The sequence below is a fragment of the Sphingobacterium puteale genome (genome assembly GCF_003627955.1).
Taxonomy (GTDB): Bacteria; Bacteroidota; Bacteroidia; order Sphingobacteriales; family Sphingobacteriaceae; genus Sphingobacterium; species Sphingobacterium puteale.
The window spans coordinates 374,918-390,579 of sequence record NZ_RBWS01000001.1; the positions used below are offsets into that span (position 1 = coordinate 374,918).

Genomic DNA, 15,662 nt, shown 5'->3' on the forward strand with positions numbered 1-15,662 from the left:
TTTTTTTTCATATAGCTTGATGCCACCCAGTCACGATTTCGTCAAGTTCTAAAAAAACAGAAAATTTTCATCACATAAAAATCTTATATTTAAGTGTTTAATCAAAAAAATAAGCACACATGAGAGTACTAATTTTAACAATTTTGACCTTAATCGGTCAACTTAGCTTCGCCCAGACAGACAAAAGTAAACGCCCGAGTCCTCCAGACAACACCAAGGTAACCACGACAGATGGGGTTACGATCGACATCAATTATAGCCGTCCTTCACTTAAAGGCCGTAAGCTTGGTGTTGATATCGCTCCCGTAGGAAAAGTCTGGCGTACAGGTGCCAATGAAGCAACCACCATCGAATTCAATAAAGATGTACTGGTCGAAGGCAAAAAACTAGCGGCGGGAAAATATGGCCTTTACAGTATCCCCGGAGAACATGAAACAACCCTTATGTTCAGCAAAGTATGGGACCAATGGGGAACAAAATATGATGCAAAAGACGATGCCCTACGTGTTTCGGTCAGCAACGGCACAAGCAGCAATGCGCAAGAGCAGTTTAAGATAAGTGCCACACCAGAAGGCACTGTATCCTTAGAATGGGGAGAATATGTGGTTCCCTTCAAAGTTAAAGCGAGTAATTAACTGATCCGATCAGTCCATTTACAAAATAGGACACTCGTCGACGTACGACGGGTAGCCTATTTTTGTATTGTCGGAAAGCAGTTGGTATGGTTAATAAATAGTCGTTTCTTCGCTAACGGTATTATCTGTTTTATTTAACCCGTACTTTAACATAAAGGCATTATACTCTTCCTCCTCGCGGGTCATTTTATCATACCAGTTCTTTTTAAGTATAAGTGTGGTAATACCCAATAGCAAGACTGTTGTCAACAAACCCTGTCCCTGTTTGATCACAATATACATGGGAACCAAGGTCAGGCAGCATTGCCATACAATACCAACGGCCACATTGGCCATATCCCGCTTAAAATGATCGTTCTTTTTGAGATCCGGGTATTTTTCTAGTGCTTTCTGATGAATGGGTCCCCAAAATCCCCAAGGCCGTACACGTACATAAAAATCAATCAGCACTTCCTCCTCGGTAGGCCGGGATAACCATGTACCTGCAAAACAGCCCAATAGAGATAGGACAAAAAGCAAAGGAAAAAAATAGAGCGGAAGGGTATCCGGAAAAAACTGCGGGAGTATCACTGCCCCAAATATACCCGCCAGCATTCCCCAGAAAAATCCGGCACCATTAAAACGCCACCAGTGCCATTTCAATACATTTGCCGCAATATAACCACCATATAAAGCGGAGACAATCCATTGTAATACCGAATTGATATTCTGCACATATAAGCCAATAATGGTACTACAAACGACCACAGCAATAGAAACCACATAACTCAAACGGATCTGCTTCTTTGGCGAAGCAGACCGGTACATAAACTTCAATAGTACATCATTTACCAAATAAGCCTGTGCGGCATTGACTGTTGAAGCGAAAGAAGACATAAATGCGGCCAATAGGCCCGCCAGCAACAGCCCGGTTAATCCTATCTTTCCGAAGCGGCTAATTGCCTTGGGCAGTATAATTTCAAAATCCATCTGATTGCCCATATGTGCAAATTCATCCCGAAAAAATACCAGAGCTAATACCGTGAAACCCATAATCATCAGATAACGCGGGATAAGTAGGATTACCGACACCGAACCACTCATTAAAGCGGCCTCTTTAGGGGTTCTGCAGGCCAATATCTTCTGCATGTCATAGTTGGCCGCCGGTCCTGCCATGCTCATAAATATACCTTTAAATAGCATCATCATCACAAATACCGCAAAAAGACTGTATTGATCATCGGCAATCCGGTCCATGATGGAAGGAAGTAAAGTACTCCAGTCCAAATCCAAGTGCCAACCGAAGAAGGGGGAGTCCCAACCTTCAGGTGTGTTTGCTGCCAATAGCTCGGGGCTAACCTCCTGCATGGCAATAACAGCGATGGCAATTCCCGAAATAATCATAATGCCAAACTTGACCATATCCGCCCACACAATACTGTGCATTCCACCAAGCATGACATAAAATGTCGTTATCGCTGTAAAGAGAATACCATACAGTTGCGGAGCCATTGCTGGGTCAATCGTCAAGGGAATAAAGCGGGATACCTGTTCCCACGGAAAAAAAACTTCCATGAACTTCCCTATACCGATAAAGCCATAACATAAAAACCCCATTACCGCAACTATGGCATATAGAATAACGATGGTATAAGCTCCATCAGCTCCCCGACCATGACCAAAACGTGTACGGATCCATTCTGCTCCGGTCAGGACATTGGATCGCCGCAGCCAGACCGACAGATAGACCATCAAAAAAATCTGATTAAAAACAGGCCATAACCAAGGGATCCACATGCTTTTTAAGCCATATACAAAAGCAAGATAGACCATCCACATGGTTCCCGAGATGTCGAACATACCCGATGCATCAGAAATACCGAGCATATAATAGGGAAGCGTTTTTCCGCCTAAAAAATACGAATCAAGATTCTTGCCGGCTCGCTTTTTAAGGATCAAACCGATGACAATCATCGCAAGCAAATAACTGACGATGATAACTATATCTATTACGGAAATTTCCATGAATATTCTTTTCGTGGTCATCCGCAATCTACAATTATATTTCTATTTCTCCAATTGATCAATCACGACCGAAACAGGATAGTGATCAGATATCCCCTCAAGTGCGGGACCATTATGTACCTCCACCTGCTTGGCATGAGATGCTAAGGGTTCAGACAGCAAAATATAATCAAGTCGTTCAGAAACCGTGGCTATCCTGGGGTCTCCCCATTTCCAATTGTAAAGCGTAGCTGAAGGATAGCTGGTACGTTTGATTTCGGGAAATATAGATCGTCCGATACAATCTTCAAAACCCATGGCCAAAAAAGTCGATAGTACACTATAATCAAATCGCCCCCCTCTCATATTGCCATATTGGGGATGCTCCGTGTCCCATTTTATGAGATTGTCCTTCAAAGAGGACTGCTTTTCCAGCCAAATGGCATCCAATGGGGAATAGGCATTCAGATCCCCCAGAATAATACAGCTATCCAGGTGATTATTTTTTAAATATTCTGCGATTTGTTTTGCTTCCCCCAGCCGATATTGCCAGGAAAAGGGACTAAGATGCGTGACAATAAAGTCTAAGTTTTTAATCTTCACATGCAGCATACCATGCCAAAATTTATCTAGCCGGGCGTTGACAACAGTGATCGGATACCGGGAGGAAATACCGACAGGATAGCCTTCCTCCTTTAATAAAACAGCGTAGTTGTGGGCGTATGTCTTGGCCAATTGTAGTAAGTCGGCCCGCTTAAAGTCCACCAGTTCCTGCAATGCCACAACATCAGGTTGCTCCTTCTTCATCCACGCACTAAATTTATCCTTTCGATCCTGCTGCTTTTCAAAACCGTTCCAAATATTATAGGAAATAATTTTCAACTTCGCCCGTTCCTGGGCATACAAAAAGGATGTCAGACACAGAAGACCAATCAGAGTCAGGATTTTAATATTATCTTTCTTTAACATATCACGAGTTTGTTCAACGTACATTTTTTACTGCATTTCATACAGCCATAACTTTCATGAATCCACAAGATTTCATTTATACCGGGCAGTTGAGCTCGATACCGGATCAAATATGCCCTCTAGGCCAGCTTCATCTATCCCTATTTTGTCAGGCGATCGATCGTTCCATTGCTTTTATTACCCACGTAGGCGGCATTATGATCAATCAGATGAATCACTTTGCGCAATGATTCCGCAGAGCGTAGCCCGTCCTCCGGTGTATTCAGGCAATAATCCAGCAGTTTGGTCACCGAAGAAACCGCAACATGTGTCCGCGTATCACTGGAGGCATAATAAATATATACGGTACCATCCGCGTCCATGATCCAACCATTGGAAAACAATACATTGGAGACATCGCCTACTCTTTCCTCCCCCTCGGGAGCCATCAGATAACCCGCCGGTTCCGCAATTAATTCGCTTGGATCCTCCAGGCTCGTGAGATAAAGGTATAACACATAGCGTAAGCCGGCGGCAGTCCCCCTTACCCCGTGCGCGAGGTGTAACCAGCCTTGATCCGTCTTTAATGGCGCTGGTCCCTCCCCGTTTTTGAGTTCTTTGATGGTATGGTAAAAACGCTTATTAATAATCTTTTCCTGACCGATTACGGCATTGCTGATATCGTTCACAAGAGCCCACCCGATACCGCCACCACTTTTTGCCAAAATAAAATCATCCTGAGGGCGTGTATAAAATGCATACTTACCTTCCACAAACTCTGGGTGCAATACCACATTACGCTGCTGGCTATTTGCCGTTAGATTTGGTAGACGGTCCCAATGAATCAGATCTTTCGACCTGATGATTCCTGCCGAAGCAACCGCACTTGAAAGATCACCGGGAGCAGCATCAGGAACATGCTTCTCACTGCAGAAAATACCATATACCCAACCATCCTCGTGAGCTGTGAGCCGCAGATCATAGACATTTGTTTCCGCTTCGTCCAAATCAGGCAACAATAGCGGATACTCCCAAAAATGAAAATTGTCAACACCATTATCGCTTTCAGCGACCGCAAAAATAGATTTCCGGTCAACACCCTCCACACGGACGAATAACAGGTATTTACCTTTCCAATGCAGTGCACCAGCGTTCATCGTTGAGTTGAATGCGATTCGCTCCAAAAAATGAGGGTTTGTCAATGGATTGAAATCATAGCGCCAGCTGAGTGGAATATGTTCTTTGGTAACAACAGGATTTAAATAACGGGTGACAATCTTTCCCATATCCAACAGACCGACATTCGTTTTTTCCAATAATAAGCGTTGCGTTTCGATAATATAAGTTTGTTGACGTTCAAAGGATTCGGACATAAAATTACGTAAGTTCAAAAAGTTTATTTATAAATTCGCGGGATATAGTGGTATACGTGTTACGCGGTGAAATGCGGTACCACTACCGGCAGTGATCTCCAGCTCAAATACAACCTCTTTCGTTTTAGGGCTAATCTCAATGACACGTCCTCCCGTCCCGGTACTTGTTTTGACGCCCATGCCCGGAAAGAATAGTATATTACCTGTCTGCGGGAGGTATTGCACACCGGACAAAGCCTGAGAAAAAGCCTCGACTCCCCTTTCCTTTCCATAACACCAAAGTTGTTGTACTGTTCTTTTAGTTGCGTCAATTTTATACTCAACAACCCGGCTATAATTATTTGTACCGCTTCCAAAATTGGGAATCCAATTCCGGTTATAGCCATTATCAAAGACCAAAATACGATCTTCCGCAAGTGCAACCGGAGTATGAGGGCCCCAAGGCCAGTCAAATCCTGCGGTGCTGGCATCCCCATTGATAACAGCAGGGTCAGTAATGAGTGTCCCATCTTCTGCAATAGGTTTTAAAAGCAAGGATTGATATTTAGCTCCCCAAAACTTATGTGGAGATATCATCCATTGTGGTTGCCCAGATTGGTTAAAACATAGGATTCCCTGATATCTTAAAGTCGCCAATAAGTCATTTCCGATTTCGGCAATAGAATTATTGTGGGCCCAATTATTGGGCGTCTGTGAAAATGCAGGTGGTGTAATACCATCAGGTTTTATATAGCGAGCTGTGTCCAGTTGTTTGGCAAGATCCCATTCCATGACCAAACTCCCTGTCTGGGGATTCAGTTCGATGATATGATCATTCACACGCGGTTCACCATTAACTAAACGCGCGGCCGTTTTTGTGACTGTTATTAAAAAATTGCCATTGGCAGCCTCTGTAATTTCATGGTGAAATCCGAATCCTGATTTAGCGAGATCCCATTCACGTTTCAAATTACCGAACATATCAATTTCCACTACTCTTTGCTGGGATTGGTCACCAGCAATAAAAGTTCCGCTTTTAGTACGCTTGAGACCAATGGAATAAGAGAGCCGTTGCAGTTCCGGGGATGATTTAAACTGCAGAAGCCAACGCAATTCACCCTCCTGATCAACCATATATGGAAGTGAAACATCAGCTTCGCTTCGCCCTGGATAATGCACAAGATTGACGCCCGGCTCCATTTTACCGGCTTGGGCTTTTACTATTTTCCACCTTGGAAAGTCCTGCATATTCAATGCCGCAGTCTGGATATGTATGGTCGTTTTCCCTCTTTCGTTTCCTTCGCGATCGGTAAAAATCAAATCGACAATATTGTCGTGATCAGGATATAAGCCCAGCACAGGCACGCTTTGTCGCGGAATATCGGTATAGCACAAATGTGTAATTGCTCCTGCGGAACCATTTTTGCCCTGCACAGTTACTTTTACACGACCGTAAGTAGGTAGCCAAACATCAACCAAAGCCGCGAGTGGATTGCAGCCCGAAGGATTGAGCTTAATTTTTTCAACAATATAATCCAGCGCAGTACCTTTTGTCGGAACGATTAATTTATCCCCATTTCTGAAGGTTAGATTGGTGCGCCAGCGTTCGAGCTCAGCTTTGATGTTAGAAACCTCTTGCTGTGGAATATGGACACGGCTCTTTTCAAAATTGAAAACATACTCTTCTGCTTTCTCCTCGACGTTGAGGAGCAATTCACCAGCCTCAATTTTTGCATTTAGGGATAGCTTTGCCGTTGATGCTTCCGATGTCTCCCGATCTTTATTACACGAAACAAACAGTATAAACAAGGTTGTGGTATATAAAGCCAAATTTGCAAAGGTCCTAGCTATTCTTGTTGTTATCATACCCATATGTTATAAAAATGGAACTTCTATTATATTCCAACAGCGAAAATTCCGCAATACCATTACTACGGTTGGGGACAAATTTAAGCTGAAATGCTTACAGTTTCAGATGAACTAAAACCGTAAGCATTTTCTGCGTTTATCGCCACAATGGATGTTGCTGAATTTTTGAATTTGTATTGATTTCACCTTCCGGAATAGGAAGATAATAATGTTTGGGCTGGAAATTATTCGCACCTTGCTTTTTGTTATCTACAAAAATCTGTTTCATTTGTGTTGGTGTATACCACCGTTTTAGATCAAAAAAGCGATGTCCCTCAAAGAAAAATTCCAATTCATTTTGTTTTATGATTTCTTTCATCAACTCATCGGCATTGGCCCAGGTTCTATTTGCTAAACCTGCGCGGTCACGAACGCGCTTCAAGCTAGATGCGGCTCCAGCGATATTTCCATTTTTGGCACAGGCTTCAGCATGCAATAACAAGACCTCAGCAAATCGAAATACACGAAGGTTATTATTCCGGTTTGCAGCATCGTACATACTATTTGCTCCAGCGATATTTCTATAAAAATTGGTATATTTCTTAATCAGGAAACGACCGGTTTTACCGTCAATTGTTGGGTAAGTTGGCTCCCCACGTTGCCGCTTCGGTCCAGCATTACTCCACATAAGGTCAAAAGACTGATTGCCAAACCAGGCACCATCAGTAAGACCTGTTTCATAATCTGAATATTTCCAAAAGAAACTTGTGTACATCCGTTTATCAAAGCGGGTATCTGAACCTGCGGGACGTTCTTCTGAAATAAAATCACGAACAACAGCTGCCCCGGGCATTAATTTAAACCAGGCACCTGTACCATCTGGTCCAGCAAAGTTAGGCAGCACAAACCCCATCGCGCAAGAAGCACAGTCTACCCCCCAATTTCCATCCCCACCGAACTTACTGTCATAAACTATTTCCCAAACCGACTCCTTATTAAGCTTAGTTGTTTCCTTGAAATTATCTTCAAAATTAGTCATCAGCTCATAAGCATAGGGGGCAGTCAATAAGGCCTTCAATTCTGTTTCGGCCTCGGTATATTGTTTGGTATATACCAATGCCTTCCCCAGATAGGCGACCGCAGCCCCTTTCGTAACCCGGCCAGCCTCGGCTGCAGATCGTGTTATTGGCAGATTGTCCTTCGCTATTTTAAAATCTGCAATGACCTGTTTCCATATTTCAGCTTCAGGTGACGCAGGTTTGCTCGCACCATCTGGATCATCGTCTGTCGGCAATACTCTTAACGGCACATCACCATAATTAGCCGCAAGCAGAAAATAATACATTCCCCTTAAAAAGCTAGCTTCTCCGACCAGCTCTTTTTTTCGGTTTTCATCCATTGAAACACGCGGTATATTTTTTAAAAACACATTTGCTCTATTTATTCCGCTATACAAGCTACCAAAATCATTTTCTGGGGTACCTGCGGAATTGAGGAAGTTGACATATTCCCATGTAAATGCTTCCTCTCCACTTAGAAACCACATATCATCCGCTCTGTTCATCGTTTGATAACCACCGTACGCCCCATAGTAGCCTGACATTTGTGAACGAATTGGTGAATAAATCGTAGCCATCGCAGACTGCGCATCGGATTCAATTGCCCAATAAGTCTCTTCAACTGGTAAATTCGGATTGGTTCGATCCAAAAAATCTGACTTACAGCCTCCTAAGAACAACAAGGATGCTGCTATAACTGTATATTTTTTTATTGAAAAGTTCATCTATATCGTATTTAAAAAATAAAATTTATCTATTTAACAGATCGATATCCATTAAAAGTTAGCCTGAAAGCCAAACATAATAGTCCGTGCCAATGGGAACCGACCATGATCCGTACCAGCTGTTAATACACCAGATGGCGTTCCATTATCACCGTTGCTCTGACCTAGATCCGGGGTATAGCCTTTATATTTTGTCACGGTAAACAGATTGTCCCCAGCCAGAAATACGCGTGCGTTTTTCAAAGTAGCCTTACTTAGCCATTCTGCAGGTAGTGTATACCCAACTTCAATAGTTTTTAAACGGAAGAAAGCTCCGCTCTCAATCCAACGGTCACTCACCCGACGCTTATTGTCATTTGGATCCTCCCGTGTGTACCGCGGAATATCAGTATTTGGTTTGCTTGGCGTCCATGAATCTAATAAACGGGCAGAATGATTATTCACTTCATTGGTTTGTTCCATGCGTGCCCGGGTATAGTTATAAACCTTATTACCATACATGCCATCAAAGAAGACAGTCATATCGAATCCTTTATAGTCTAGTCCTCCTCGAATACCATAAGCAAGACTTGGGAAAGGGCTACCAACATACTGACGGTCATTATTATCAATACGACCATCTTTGTTATAATCTACAAATTTGATATCCCCTGCAGCGGCATTTGGTTGAATTACTTTACCATCCACAGATTTATAGCCTTGTGCTTCTGCATCTGACTGGAAAAGTCCATCGGTTTGGATCACCCAAAACCCTCCAATTGGATAACCAACTTTAGCCCAGGTAATTGTACCCTCACCCTGCGGGTTGTAACCACCAAATTCCTGAACGTTACCTATTGTAACAGCTTTCACTTTATTTTTTACCGTGGAAGCGTTCACACCAATGCTATAGTTCAATTCTCCAACAGAATTCTTGTATGTCGCTAATAACTCAAAACCCTTGTTGCTAATTGTACCCGCATTCATCACCGGAGTTCCCTTAAGCCCAGCCGAAGGAGGTTGATTGATCCCTAAAAGAATATCTTTTGTCTCGCGTACATAATAATCTGCGCTGATGTTCAATTTCTTTTGCATAAATGCCAAATCCAATCCAATATTGCTTGTCGCTGTTTCTTCCCAAGTCAGATTTTGCGGTGAAACCCAATTGATACCGGTACTTGCTCCCTGCCACCAGGTACCACCTTGCAAATAATTGATGCCATAAGTAGTTATCCTTTGTGTGGTGTAATTTGCAATTTCCTGATTACCCAGTCGACCATAACTGGCACGGAGTTTAAATTCATTTACTGTACCTTTTGCTGTTTCAAAAAATTTCTCATTCATCACATTCCAGCCGAGAGCGATAGACGGAAATACCCCATATCGTGCTCCATCTGCGAATTTGGAAGAACCATCGCGACGTATTGTCGCTGTAAGTAGGTAACGACTATCATAACTATATATTAAGCGTCCAAACTGGGAGATCAATGCCGCTTCATTTAGACTACCTGAAGTCGTTTGTTCCGTCGGAGAGGCAGCATCAATAGCATCAGTTCCCAATGGAAGATTATTTCTCCCCGCACCAAAACCCCGATTGGTGTTTTCCTGCGCGGAATAACCCGCTAATAATGAAATGCTGTGTTTGTCAAACGTGTTATCGTAATGCAATGTATTTTCAACTAACCATTGATTGTTAAAAAATGCGCTTTCATTGAGAAAAGATTTACGCACATCGGTACCATAGGTATAGGCATCCCCTTTATTATAATTCCTGCCAGTTGTCTTGTTGACCCCGACATTTAATTTATATTTTAGCCCCTTAACAAACAAATCTACTTCGGCGTATCCATTGAGCATAAGATCCGTCTGATATACATGTCGGTTAAATAAGTTCAAAATCCCCACTGGATTGTCCAAGTTCTTCATCCACGGCGCATAAGTAGCATATCCACCAACTAAATTGGCATCATAAATAGGTACCAAGGCGTTTTGCCTTAAGATATCTGTGATAGTCAGGTCTGAAAATTTTCGGTCACCTGATTTTATCAAAAAGGTATTTCCTACCCGTAAGTGGTTGTTAAAAAAACTAAAGGTATTTTTTGTACGCAGATTGAAAGCTTTATAACCGGTAGTCTTCAAGATACCTTGTTGATTTAAGTAACCTCCGGACACACTATAAGTAGACTGTTCTCCCCCACCAGAAATATCGAGATTGACCTTATTAACTGGGGCTGTATGAAACACCTCGTCCTGCCAATTCGTATTTGTATTCAGATTTTGTGCTTCTTTTGGTAGATACCCGTTATCCTGTTGAAACTGTTTCCATTGTGGGCCATCCATCAAATCCATTTTTTTAGGAAGGCTTTGAATACCCGTGTATGCATTTACGCTTAAAGTCGCTGGAGTTGCTTTTCTACCGCCTTTTGTGGTAATGATAACAACACCATTGGCCGCCCGAGATCCATAGATCGCAGCAGCTGAAGCATCTTTCAAAACTTCCAGTGAAGAAATATCATTGGGATCCACCATATTGATATCGCCAAATACGCCATCAATGACGTAAAGAGGCGTATTATTCCCCATAGAACTTAGCCCACGGACATTAATGCTCATACCTGCCCCCGGCGTTCCACTAGCGTTAGATACCGTTACCCCGGCAACACGCCCCTGTAATGCGCCAGCAGCACTCTTAGCTAGATTAGACTGCAGGTCCTTTCCTGTAACAGATGCTACAGCACCTGTTAAATCACCTCTTTTTACCGTACCATACCCGATAACAACAACTTCCTCCAAGTCGGTGCCCGACTGAAGTATAATACTATATGCCGATGCTTCATTAACAAGAACCTCCTGTTCCTTCATACCTACATAGGTAATTTTTAAGGTCTTCCCTTTCTCAACATCAAGCACGAACGAACCATCAGCATCAGTTTTTGTCCCTCCGACACCACCTTTGATGTTTACAGTAGCACCCGCCACTGGCCTATTATCCGCATCAAGGACTTTTCCCCTTACTTTTTGGGATTGTTGTGCCCAAGCAAACGTGCCATAAGCCGAAAATAAAAGCAGTAAAGCTGTTTTTTTCATATTTTGTGTATTTAAGGTTTACAATAAATAGATAGATTGTATATAATATGTTTATACTTAATTGGTATGCTATTATTGGTCTACAGGACGAAATTAGAGAAAAGGAGAAGTCAGGAATAGCAAGATCAGGTCATTTGTATTGTACTTTTAATTCATATTTCCGATAAAGGCATCTCAAGAAATATAAACACAAACGATTGCGCACTCCAAAAATTTAAAGAGGTTAATGAAAATACACACCAGCTTAAAACAAAAATCAAAACACTGAAAAACAACACATTAAAAAGAAATCAGCAGCAATTCATTGAACTCTAAGTCCATTTTTATTGAATTATTTCGCAGCATTGGACAATGCTGTGTGATCGTTTTTCAAACAGTATGGTTACTACCCGACAAGTTTCCGGTACTCAGCCATTGCTGTCGTAAGTATGAAAGAATGTACGCAGAATCTGCGTATAAGAGAAGATGTAACAGCCAGATTGCTAGATAATCATCTGCTGTTTCCGCAGGCTATTTCTGTATTCAATTGGTGTTATCCCTTTTTTCTTCTTGAATACACGGTAGAAATAAGAAACACTATTAAAACCACATTGCTCGACGATATCGGCAATTGGAGTCTCCTCTTTTAATAGCCTTACAGCCATGTTGATCCGAAAGTCAAGTAAGTAATCTGTAAAATTCAATGTTGTAGCCGATTTCAAAAAGCGAGAGAAGGTCGATTTGCTCATGTTCATAATCGCCGCCACCATAGGCAGGCTCAATTCTTTGTTGATATTAGCAATGACATATTCCTGCAGACGCCCCATAAGCAGTTCGCTATTGCTCAAAACAGTATTTGTTGCTGTGGATAATACACGGATATCCTCGCCCTTTGAGAGTTCATAGAGCAAGACAAGCAGCTTCATCACCGAATAGAAACCGTCGCGCTCTAATGTCAATATACGGAGCAAAGGAAGCACACGATCGACAGTATTTTTTCCAAATACAACCCCGCGGGATGCTTTTGACAAAAGTTGTTGTATACTTGTAAATTGCTTTTTATCCAGATATTGTTCGATGAGAGAAGGATGAAACTGTATGGTGATTTCATGAATATCGTTCGATTGGCATTCGCCATCTTTCCAGGCATGTTCAAGCTCAGGGCTTGCAATCAGTACCAGGTCCTGTTCACCGATCGTTTCTATGGAATTACCAATGATACGTTGTGCGCCGGGAGCCCCTTCCACATAGTTGAGCTCGTATTCGGGATGGATATGTACCGGAAAAGTGAAAGAAGATTTTCGCCTGTCAAAGACCACAAAGCAGTCATCAGCGGACAATGGTGATTTCTCTCGAAATATATCAGGTCTCATAATCAGTTCTTATTCCCTTTGGTAAATTACTCAAACTTAACTAAAATTATACGCATAACCAATGCCACCTTCTTATCAAAAAACATTTCAACTCAGCGACAGTCCGTTAATTTGAGCTGCTGCCTCCCCGCCACTCAAGCGTCGGTCATCATTTTCCACTGTACAAAATGCATCACCATTCATTTTGTACAGTGGAAAAATACCTGATGGGACTTTATTCTTCTTATAAGATAAGAAGAAAATAGGCTGCGTTTTAGACAGCCTATTTTTCATTTAGACACAACAATTAATTCTTTAAGTATTTTTCCAGGAATTGATCCTGCTCCCATAGGAGGTGAAAGATATTCTCCTTCGCGACGTAGCCATGGGCTTCACGTGGCAAAATCACCATGCGCACAGGCGCGCCCAAATTCTTTAAGGCCTGAAAATAACGTTCTGTCTGTAGAGTAAATGTTCCCGGATTATTATCGGCTCCGCCATGAACAAGCAATAAAGGTGTCTTCATCCGGTCTGCACTGACAAATGGGGACATGGTCATATACAACTTTGGATCATCCCAAAAGTTACGTTGTTCGCTTTGGAAACCAAACGGTGTTAATGTCCTATTATAAGCCCCTGAACGGGCAATTCCGGCAGCAAAAAGCTTTGAGTTGGAAAGCAGATGTGCAGTCATAAAAGCCCCGTACGAATGTCCGCCAACCGCAACTTTTTTGCGGTCAATATAGCCCAGTTTATCTACCGCATTAATCGCTGCCTCGGCATTGGCGACCAGTTGCTCAATAAATGTATCATTCGGTTCCTTCTTTCCTTCACCTACAATCGGGAAGGCCGCATTATCCAGTACAGCATAGCCTTTGGATACCCAATAGATAAATGAGCCATAACTTGGGAAGGTAAATTCCTTCGGATTCGCCGTACTTTGCCCTGCAGTATTCTTGTCTTTATATTCCCTCGGATACGCCCACATCAACAGGGGTAATTTTTCCTTTTTATTCAGGTCATAGCCGGCTGGTAGATATAACGTCCCCGAAAGCTCCACACCATCCTTACGTTTATAGCTTAAGATTTCTTTATGAACTTTTTCAAGTGATTTAAATGGGTTTTCTAATGTTGTCAATGCAACTTGTTTACCCGATTTTATATTTTTTAGGTAATAATTCGGATAGACTGATGCGGATTGAAGTGAAATCAGTAATTCACCCGTTTTTGGATTTATAATCTCTCCGATCCGCTCTTGTAGCTCAGATGCAGCAGCTGTATATAATCGTTTTTTCTTTAACGTTTGTAGGTCCAATTCTTCAACAAATGGGAACTCACCTTCTTTTGTAAAGCCTTTTCCTACAAATAAGGCTTTGTCTTTATCGATATACATGCTGTAGTTTCCGAGCGCATTTTTCTGTTGATATACGTTCCCCGGATCGTTATAGACATCCTGACTATTTCTGTCATGCAGCAATTTGGATTCACCGGTCGAAGGATTGACAACAAAAGTCTTGGCATTACGCGTATCGTACCATTGCGAATAAACCAACGCATACTTATCATTCCCCCACACAACTCCTGCATAGCGGTCCTTCGTTTTGAAGATCAGCTTTCCTGCACCCGTATAAGGGAAGTCCAACGTATAAAGGGCATCACGAAATTCTGCCGCTTTGTTGGCATCGCCACCATCCAGGGCTTCAACATAGGCTAAGGTTGCCGGCCGATCGTCCCGCCAGTGCAAAGACCGTCTTCCTGGACGTGTCGAAGAAAACCCTTTGGGCATAACCTCCGTTAAGGGCACCTCGTTAACCAGTGCAATCTCTTTTCCGGATAGATCATAGATCCGTGTCTGTTGCGGAAAACGTGAGGCTGGCACCACATAAGAATAAGGTTTTGCTATTGTTGTTACCATCACATAGGCACCGTTAGGCGAAAAGGAAACCCCTGTGTAGATACCTTTGTCTTTAAAATTGGAAATTGTTCCGTCCAGATCCACAAACTGCAAATTGGACTGTACCAAGGTTTCAAAATTCTGTTCGTCCTGCGGGTTTTTCAATAGATCCTGATAGGTTCTCAATTGTGATATCTTCCCGTCGCTTGTTGATACAACTGGTCCAGTGGGCAGATCTCTGGACGGATCCAGTAATGGTTTTTTTTCTTTTGGCAACGCCGTAATGATTAATCTCTTTGAATTACCAAGCCATTGAAAAGGCGCATCCAGCGTCGCATTTAAATTGTAGGCGGTCAATTGTTTTACTGTTTTCGTTGTCAGATCCAGAACAAACAAAGCCGTCCCATTATCGTTTGTATTGGTAAATGCCAAATGGCTATTGTCCGGTGAGAATATAAAATTGGATAAGGAGGGTGTGTTCGGCATCCCCACAAAATCTGTATCCTCTACCTGTTGTCCGATTTTCTTCAAACCGATCTTATTGTAAAAGACTGTCGAACTTTCCATATTTGTGCGTGGATTGATCCGTAGTCCAGCCAATTTCATTTCTTCCTGCCCCAGTTCCTCCAGACTCTTATAAGTTGACCGATAAGTGAATAACAACCATTTGTTGTCACTTGACATTTTTATTTGAGGCGGGCGGACAAAATCGGCCAGGGCCAAAATTTCGGAAGTCGGTTTTTGAAAGGTAATATTCTCTTGCGCATGTGTTTTTAGAGACAATAATAGCAAGAGACCATAGTATAGCTTCTTCATAAATTT

General features: G+C 42.3%; 10 protein-coding genes. 1 reads left to right on the forward strand and 9 read right to left on the reverse strand.

The genetic code is table 11. From position 1 onward, the window contains the following. Positions 1-119: 119 nt before the first annotated feature. Positions 120-635, forward strand: a complete 516-nt coding sequence (locus D7322_RS01340) for a DUF2911 domain-containing protein (protein ID WP_121120670.1) — start codon at positions 120-122, stop codon at positions 633-635. Positions 636-725: 90 nt separating this feature from the next. Here the strand turns inward: D7322_RS01340 and D7322_RS01345 are convergent, their stop codons facing one another. The 9 genes from D7322_RS01345 to D7322_RS01385 all read right to left on the reverse strand — a co-directional run bounded on the left by D7322_RS01345 (position 726) and on the right by D7322_RS01385 (position 15,656). Continuing rightward, on the reverse strand, positions 726-2,639 hold the full coding sequence (locus tag D7322_RS01345; protein ID WP_121120671.1) for a sodium:solute symporter family protein: 1,914 nt from the start codon (positions 2,637-2,639) through the stop codon (positions 726-728). Between the two features lie 42 nt (positions 2,640-2,681). Continuing rightward, positions 2,682-3,587 carry an endonuclease/exonuclease/phosphatase family protein gene (locus D7322_RS01350; protein WP_183078578.1) on the reverse strand — a complete coding sequence of 302 codons (906 nt, stop codon included), beginning with the start codon at positions 3,585-3,587 and terminating at the stop codon, positions 2,682-2,684. A gap of 140 nt (positions 3,588-3,727) precedes the next feature. Then, positions 3,728-4,939, reverse strand: a complete 1,212-nt coding sequence (locus tag D7322_RS01355) for a glycoside hydrolase family 130 protein (protein ID WP_121120673.1) — start codon at positions 4,937-4,939, stop codon at positions 3,728-3,730. 27 nt (positions 4,940-4,966) lie between these two features. After that, the gene (locus tag D7322_RS01360; RefSeq protein ID WP_121121238.1) at positions 4,967-6,784 is read right to left on the reverse strand and encodes an aryl-sulfate sulfotransferase; all 1,818 of its coding nucleotides are present in this window, start codon (positions 6,782-6,784) and stop codon (positions 4,967-4,969) included. Positions 6,785-6,923: 139 nt separating this feature from the next. Next, positions 6,924-8,549, reverse strand: a complete 1,626-nt coding sequence (locus D7322_RS01365; RefSeq protein ID WP_121120674.1) for a RagB/SusD family nutrient uptake outer membrane protein — start codon at positions 8,547-8,549, stop codon at positions 6,924-6,926. Between the two features lie 51 nt (positions 8,550-8,600). Further along, complete coding sequence (locus D7322_RS01370) at positions 8,601-11,615, reverse strand: SusC/RagA family TonB-linked outer membrane protein (RefSeq protein ID WP_121120675.1); 3,015 nt, start codon at positions 11,613-11,615, stop codon at positions 8,601-8,603. A gap of 482 nt (positions 11,616-12,097) precedes the next feature. Next, positions 12,098-12,967, reverse strand: a complete 870-nt coding sequence (locus tag D7322_RS01375; RefSeq protein WP_121120676.1) for an AraC family transcriptional regulator — start codon at positions 12,965-12,967, stop codon at positions 12,098-12,100. An 87-nt stretch (positions 12,968-13,054) separates the two neighbouring features. Further along, on the reverse strand, positions 13,055-13,240 hold the full coding sequence (locus D7322_RS01380; RefSeq protein ID WP_121120677.1) for a hypothetical protein: 186 nt from the start codon (positions 13,238-13,240) through the stop codon (positions 13,055-13,057). A gap of 13 nt (positions 13,241-13,253) precedes the next feature. Next, positions 13,254-15,656 carry a S9 family peptidase gene (locus tag D7322_RS01385; protein WP_121121240.1) on the reverse strand — a complete coding sequence of 801 codons (2,403 nt, stop codon included), beginning with the start codon at positions 15,654-15,656 and terminating at the stop codon, positions 13,254-13,256. Positions 15,657-15,662: the final 6 nt, after the last annotated feature.